The following is a 5,356-nucleotide window of genomic DNA, read 5'->3' as shown; positions in this document are numbered from 1 at the left end:
GGCGATCGCGCCCTTGAGAAGAGGGCAGAGCATCTCAAAACACGTCCACTAATATAACCAAAGTGCATCAAATGACAACTCAATTCAATCCATCAGCCGTGCATCAAAATAACGCTTGACAATGCACCGATGCTGCAATTTGTCAGCAGTCATTTGCGCCAGTATTTAATATCGTTTCCGGTTGCATCGGAATGATTTAACCACAGAGGGCGCAGAGAACGCAGAGGGAGAGAATACAGAGATGAATAATTCCGATGCTACCGGATTTGATATAACTTACTATTCCGAGTCCCGGTATTCCCTAAAATGTAGCGGCTGCGGTCAAAAAAATCTAAATTCCGCCTGCACAAACTTTACTTTTTAGGTTGCTGCTGGTAAACGCTGATAACTTTATCGGCATAAGTAGCTGTTGTGCCACTTTTACAAGCTGCGGATTCCCCTGTCATCCACCAGCAAGCGGCGCGGCGTACAGCGGTTAATTCATTGTTGCTGCTAGCTTTGTATTCGTCGCGCAGCAAATCGCCTACGATACAGGTAACAATTGATTTGGCTTTTGTCGCGTCGGCCTCAAATTGTTGGGGTGTTAAAGCTTGTTTGGTACAGAATTGTGCCCAGCGGGAAATATTGTTGGGTAAAACTTGCCACTGACTGTACATTCCGTCATTTGCGGTTTGTGGCGGGGCGGCGTGTCGCAGCGCTTCTACGAGGGCGGAAACTTGCGCGTCGGTGACTGGTTGCGCTGCTGCTGGAAGTGCTTGCAATCCGAGGCTAATTATCAGGCTGCCGAATAGTAGATTGGTTTGTGCGATCGATTTAAAATTCATTCACAATGCCCTGTTTGATTTAAACTTTGTTTCCTCAAACAAGGTTTACTATTTTGTCTATCTAATACCTCTGTCTTAAGTATGATTTGCCGACTTAATGCTTTGTCGATCGCGCTTACGATAGAAATTGTTAATCAAGTACGATAAAATCATGGAATTACAACCCAGGGAAATTCGCAACTACCTGAGAGCAGATGGGACAAATCCTTTTGAAGATTGGTATAACTCGCTCCGGGATACCAAAGGCAAAAATAGGATTCGGTTAAGGCTTAAGCGAGTCATGACTGGTAATCTAGGAGATTGTAAGTCCGTCGGAGAAGGAGTTTTTGAACTCAAAATTGACTTTGGCCCTGGATATCGGCTTTACTTTGGACAAGTCGGGCTGACAATTGTACTTCTGCTAATAGGTGGAGATAAGAGCACTCAAGAGCGAGATATTGGCAAAGCTATTCAATATTGGAGAGACTATGAAAGACGTGAAAGCACCAACGAGTAGGAGTTACCAAGAATTTCTGATCGAATCTCTGAGAAATGCCCAAGAAGCAGCAGGTTATATCGAGGTGACATTGACAGAAGCCAGCGATGAACCGAAATTGCTCCAAATGGTACTCAAAGATGTTGTAGATTCTCGGCTAAAGTTCAATAATTTATCAGAGTCAGCTCAACTTCAATGGGAAAAGCTTGACAAGATGTTGACCGAAAGTGCAGGTTCGGAAATCTATAGTTTGGTAGCACTGCTCGAAGCATTAGGATTTAAACTAGGAATTAATATAGCTGATATTGAGTTGTCTGCAGAATGTACTACGGATCGCCCTACGATAGAAATTGCCGATCGACTGCGATAAAATTATGGAAGTACAACCGAGAGAAATTCGACGTTACACTACACTAGAGGGTAGGGCACCATTCACCGAGTGGCTTGATTCCCTCCGCGATCGGAATGTTAGAGTTAGAATCAAATCTAGGCTTGACCGAGTTGAGCAAGGCAATCTCGGAGATTTCAAGTCAGTGGGACAAGGAGTTTTTGAACTCAGAATTAATTATGGCCCGGGCTACCGTCTCTACTTCGGACAAGTCGGCTTGACAATTGTGGTAATCCTCATAGCTGGGGATAAAAGCACCCAAGAACAGGACATTCGACAAGCTATAGAATACTGGACAGATTATGAAAAACGTGAAAATGCCTACGAGTGATAGCTACCGCGAGTACCTAATTGAATCTCTCAAAGATCCTGAAGAAGCTGCTGGTTTTATCGGGGCTATCTTGGAAGAAAAAGACCCTGAACCCGTACTCCTGAGAAATGCCATCAGAAAGGTAATTGAGGCTCGAATCAGGATGAATGCTCTTTCGGAGTCAGCAAAAGAACATCACGAAAAACTCGACAAGATGCTGACTGAAAGCGGCGGTTCGGAAATTTACAGTTTGGTAGAATTGCTCGAAGCCTTAGGATTTAAACTAGAAATTACTGTCGCAGATACTGACTTGCCCGCTGACTCGGAATCAAGGGAGATTGAGGAATCCGAATTATCGCCCGAACCTGCTAAATTCTAGCAGATTGTAGCCTTATTTCTATCGCAGTAAAGGTTAATCTAGATTATCGGTTGTGTGGGGGCGGGTTTATATAAATTGTTGGCGGGCCTCAAATATTATTTGTAAAACCCGCCCCTACAGGCCATCGTAGGGGCGGGTTTCACCAACCATTTATGTTAGAAACCTACCATCTCAAAAACCCGCCCCGCCCAACGACAAATCTGCAATTAGTAACATCATCGCAGTTCCCTCGCCCTCACCCCTCCATCACAAAATCTAACAACCGGTGAGCCATTTCTAGCTTGCTGCAAGGTGCAATTTCAACTTGCTTTCCGGCGGCATTAATTAATATTGCTTGATTGGTATTGCTGCCGAAACCGGCACCTATTTGATCGATCGGGTTGGCCGCAATTACATCCAGTTTCTTCGCCCGCAATTTCTCCAAAGCAGGCTTGACAATATCCCCAGTTTGTGCTGCAAACCCGATTAATTTTTGGTGGGGCTGTTTCAATTTTCCCAACTCTGCCACAATATCCGCTACCGGTGCCAAAGGCAAACAATTCGGGAGCGATCGCTTCGGCAATTTCTCACTACTGTACTCGGCCGGTTTCACATCCGCTACCGCCGCGGCCATCACCGTCAAATCCGCATCGTGAAAGCATTGCAGCATCGCCTGCCGCATTTCTTGTGCACTGGCAACTGCGATCGCCCGCACACCTGAGAGCGGCAATTCGCCAGTTATACTGTGTACCAGCGTCACTGTCGCGCCACGGTGCCCGGCAGCTTGCGCCAAAGCTATACCCATTTTGCCACTGGAAGGATTGCCGATAAACCTCACCGGATCGAGGTGTTCCCGCGTTCCTCCCGCACTGATCAACACCCGAAAGCCCGCTAAATCTCGATCGCCCTTCGTATACAACAGCGATTCAATATGAGGCAAAATCTCACAAGGTTCTGCCATGCGGCCGACACCCGCGCGATCGCACGCCAGCATTCCCGCCCCCGGATTCTGGGCATGATAGCGCCGATAAATCAACACTTCCCGCCAATTCCGCTGCACCGCCGGCTGTTCCCACATATCCGTATTCATCGCCGGTGCCAGCAAAATAGGGCAATTAGAAGCTAAGACAGTATTAGTCAGCAAATTATCAGCAAAACCCCCCGCCAACTTAGCCAAAGTATTAGCCGTCAGGGGAGCAATAACAAAAACTTCCGCCCATTCTCCCAGTTGAATATGCAGGGGGCGCCCGTGAGAAGGTTGCCAAAAATCTTTGTCAGTAAAAGCAGGATGGCGACAGAGAGTAGCAAAAGTCAAAGGCGTCACAAACTCCCCGGCCGCATCAGTAAGAATAGCTTTAACTTCAGCTCCAGCTTTCGCTAAAGTGGAAACTACTTCGCAAACTTTGTAAGCCGCAATCCCGCCACTAACGCCGATTAAAATTCGTCTGCCTTTCATGTCATTAGACAAGATTGCATTCATTCGCTCTCAATTCTTGAAATTATCTGCGTTTATCTGTGTTTATCCGCCTTGCATCTGCGGTTTCGGTATCAATCAAAGATTTATGCAAGAGATTTATCTTCTCATAAAAAAGAATCAAGAAAGAAGTTGAGATGAAAACAGACAAAAATCCATAACTTATCTGTTCAATCCGCAACAAAATATGCTGCTAACTTCTTCCTCAATTCCGTCGAAATTTTTAAGCTAGATTTTTAAGCCTATGCTTCGTCGTAGGCTTCCATATCCAGAAGGTGGAGATAAGGTTCAACCATCTCCGGCCGCTGAAAGGCAAGCGAGCGCAGCAAATGCCAATCATTCAATCCCTCAAAAGGATCTGTATAATCGTCCACTTCCAAACGGACAGCCAATTCTGCCACGTCCTGAGAAGTAAGTACAGCAATATCGCGCGATGCTTTGGTTAAAGTTTTCATTTTTTTCCCCTGCCCGAGACTTCCGCCATACTATATCCTAAGCCTTTAATCGGATTTCGACACAGTTTCTACAACAAAACTTCGCATTAAATCTATAACTTCGGGCCGAATCTCGTGTCCCATGATAAATTCTCGATACTGCACCGCAGCTCCCCAAGCAGTCAAACTGTCGCGCGATCGCACAGCAGCACTAACGGGGACAATAGTATCTTGAGTACCGTGCACGATTAAAACAGGTGGCAAAGCACTCCCAGCAACTGGCGAAATCGGGTGTAAATAACCGCTCAGACAAATTAAACCGGCTACAGGCAAAGTCAATCCCACATCTAGAGTCATCGCTCCGCCTTGAGAAAAGCCACCTAAAATTGTGCGAGACAAAGGCACGCCCGTGCTGCTTTCCAAAGACAGCAAAAATTCCCTCAGCAATTGCCGGCTTTTTACCAATCCCTGAGGGTCTTCGCTTTGAAGGTCATACCACGCTTTGCCGCCCATTACCTGGGGATGGGGAAACGGGGCATCGGGAAACACAAACTGATAATCCGGCAAATTGAAAGCCGGTGCTAAAGAAGTCAAATCCCGAGCATTAGCACCCCATCCGTGCAAAGCGACAATCAAAGCGACAGGTTTGCTAGCGGTTGTTGGCGGAATGCTAATAAATTGTAAAGACATCGTGGTTAGTAATTGGTAATCTGGCATTGCTACAATTATAAAATGTCGCGGTGGGTCAAACCCAAGATATTTGTTTGGGGCGATATTTGACTCGAAATTAGCACTTGCCAAGCCAATAACTCTAACTGTTAACTGCTGACTCTTAACTGTTAACAGTAGAAGGCGCTATCCGCATTTTTCCCAAATAGGGTGCGGATTGCGCACCTTACCTAAATAGTAAGCTGTCGCGCATTTAAATTGCATATTCGGGGCGGGCGGGACACCCCACAAGAGTTTTATTGTTTTTTGACATACAATTTAAATCCCGAACAGCTTAATGTGCACCTTTGCTAAACTAAGGAATGAGAATTAAATAACTTCCACAAGTTTGTGGGATGGGCGTCCCGCCCGTCCAAAAAGGACG

At 46.0% G+C, this 5,356-nt stretch carries 8 protein-coding genes; 4 read left to right on the top strand and 4 right to left on the bottom strand.

Features of this window, described 5'->3' with window-relative positions:
• Positions 1-353 precede the first annotated feature (353 nt).
• Positions 354-824, bottom strand: a complete 471-nt coding sequence (locus ACUVJL_RS20885; RefSeq protein WP_445247585.1) for a hypothetical protein — start codon at positions 822-824, stop codon at positions 354-356.
• A gap of 151 nt (positions 825-975) precedes the next feature.
• On the opposite strand from ACUVJL_RS20885, the gene ACUVJL_RS20880 reads away from it, so the two are divergent.
• The 4 genes from ACUVJL_RS20880 to ACUVJL_RS20865 are packed head-to-tail and all read left to right on the top strand — an operon-like array spanning position 976 to position 2,376.
• Positions 976-1,320 carry a type II toxin-antitoxin system RelE/ParE family toxin gene (locus ACUVJL_RS20880; RefSeq protein ID WP_445247584.1) on the top strand — a complete coding sequence of 115 codons (345 nt, stop codon included), beginning with the start codon at positions 976-978 and terminating at the stop codon, positions 1,318-1,320.
• Positions 1,292-1,669: a helix-turn-helix domain-containing transcriptional regulator gene (locus tag ACUVJL_RS20875; RefSeq protein ID WP_445247583.1), complete on the top strand. Its 378-nt coding sequence runs from the start codon at positions 1,292-1,294 to the stop codon at positions 1,667-1,669. The genes ACUVJL_RS20880 and ACUVJL_RS20875 overlap by 29 nt, the downstream gene beginning before the upstream one ends.
• Before the next feature lie 4 nt (positions 1,670-1,673).
• Positions 1,674-2,018: a type II toxin-antitoxin system RelE/ParE family toxin gene (locus ACUVJL_RS20870; protein ID WP_445247582.1), complete on the top strand. Its 345-nt coding sequence runs from the start codon at positions 1,674-1,676 to the stop codon at positions 2,016-2,018.
• Complete coding sequence (locus tag ACUVJL_RS20865; RefSeq protein WP_445247581.1) at positions 2,005-2,376, top strand: helix-turn-helix domain-containing transcriptional regulator; 372 nt, start codon at positions 2,005-2,007, stop codon at positions 2,374-2,376. Before ACUVJL_RS20870 ends, ACUVJL_RS20865 begins: the two co-directional genes overlap by 14 nt.
• Positions 2,377-2,611: 235 nt before the next feature.
• Here the strand turns inward: ACUVJL_RS20865 and coaBC are convergent, their stop codons facing one another.
• The 3 genes from coaBC to ACUVJL_RS20850 form a co-directional block, all read right to left on the bottom strand.
• Positions 2,612-3,811, bottom strand: coding sequence for a bifunctional phosphopantothenoylcysteine decarboxylase/phosphopantothenate--cysteine ligase CoaBC (gene coaBC / locus ACUVJL_RS20860; protein ID WP_445247587.1), 1,200 nt, complete (start codon positions 3,809-3,811; stop codon positions 2,612-2,614).
• A gap of 260 nt (positions 3,812-4,071) precedes the next feature.
• Positions 4,072-4,284, bottom strand: coding sequence for a protein IsiD (gene isiD, locus ACUVJL_RS20855; RefSeq protein WP_106150386.1), 213 nt, complete (start codon positions 4,282-4,284; stop codon positions 4,072-4,074).
• Positions 4,285-4,329: 45 nt separating this feature from the next.
• Positions 4,330-4,953 carry an alpha/beta hydrolase gene (locus ACUVJL_RS20850; RefSeq protein ID WP_445247586.1) on the bottom strand — a complete coding sequence of 208 codons (624 nt, stop codon included), beginning with the start codon at positions 4,951-4,953 and terminating at the stop codon, positions 4,330-4,332.
• Positions 4,954-5,356: the final 403 nt, after the last annotated feature.

Source organism: Microcoleus sp. OTE_8_concoct_300 (genome assembly GCF_031383065.1).
GTDB lineage: Bacteria > Cyanobacteriota > Cyanobacteriia > Cyanobacteriales > Microcoleaceae > Microcoleus.
This window is presented reverse-complemented; position numbering and strand designations above follow the sequence as displayed.